The sequence below is a fragment of the Faecalimicrobium dakarense genome, assembly GCF_000499525.1.
Classification (GTDB): domain Bacteria; phylum Bacillota; class Clostridia; order Peptostreptococcales; family Peptostreptococcaceae; genus Faecalimicrobium; species Faecalimicrobium dakarense.
Map to the genome: position 1 here is coordinate 1 of NZ_HG529456.1, position 359 is coordinate 359.

Genomic DNA, 359 nt, shown 5'->3' on the forward strand with positions numbered 1-359 from the left:
CAGTTTTCAAAGTATTAATTTATATTTTTCAAACGAAAAAGTTTAAAAAATATAAAAAAGGGTATTGACACTTTTTATAAAAAATGTTAATATAATACTTGTCCAAGAAATGGACGTAAAATACAATGTGGTTGTAATAGCAAAGAGGATACACCTGTTCCCATTCCGAACACAGAAGTTAAGCTCTTTAGCGCTGATGGTACTTGGTGGGCAACTGCCTGGGAGAGTAAGACATAGCCACGTTGATATTCTAAACAGTTAGTTTAGAATGGTGTTAGGCCCATTGGTCAAGCGGTCAAGACACCGCCCTTTCACGGCGGTAACAGGGGTTCGATTCCCCTATGGGTCACCAATATCCC

1 tRNA gene and 1 rRNA gene are annotated in these 359 nt (G+C 38.4%); both read left to right on the forward strand.

Annotated features, from left to right (window positions below):
• The first annotated feature begins 126 nt into the window (after window positions 1–126).
• Window positions 127–243 (forward strand): 5S ribosomal RNA (gene rrf / locus BN899_RS18340).
• Between the two features lie 34 nt (window positions 244–277).
• Window positions 278–352, forward strand: a tRNA-Glu gene (locus tag BN899_RS18345).
• Window positions 353–359: the final 7 nt, after the last annotated feature.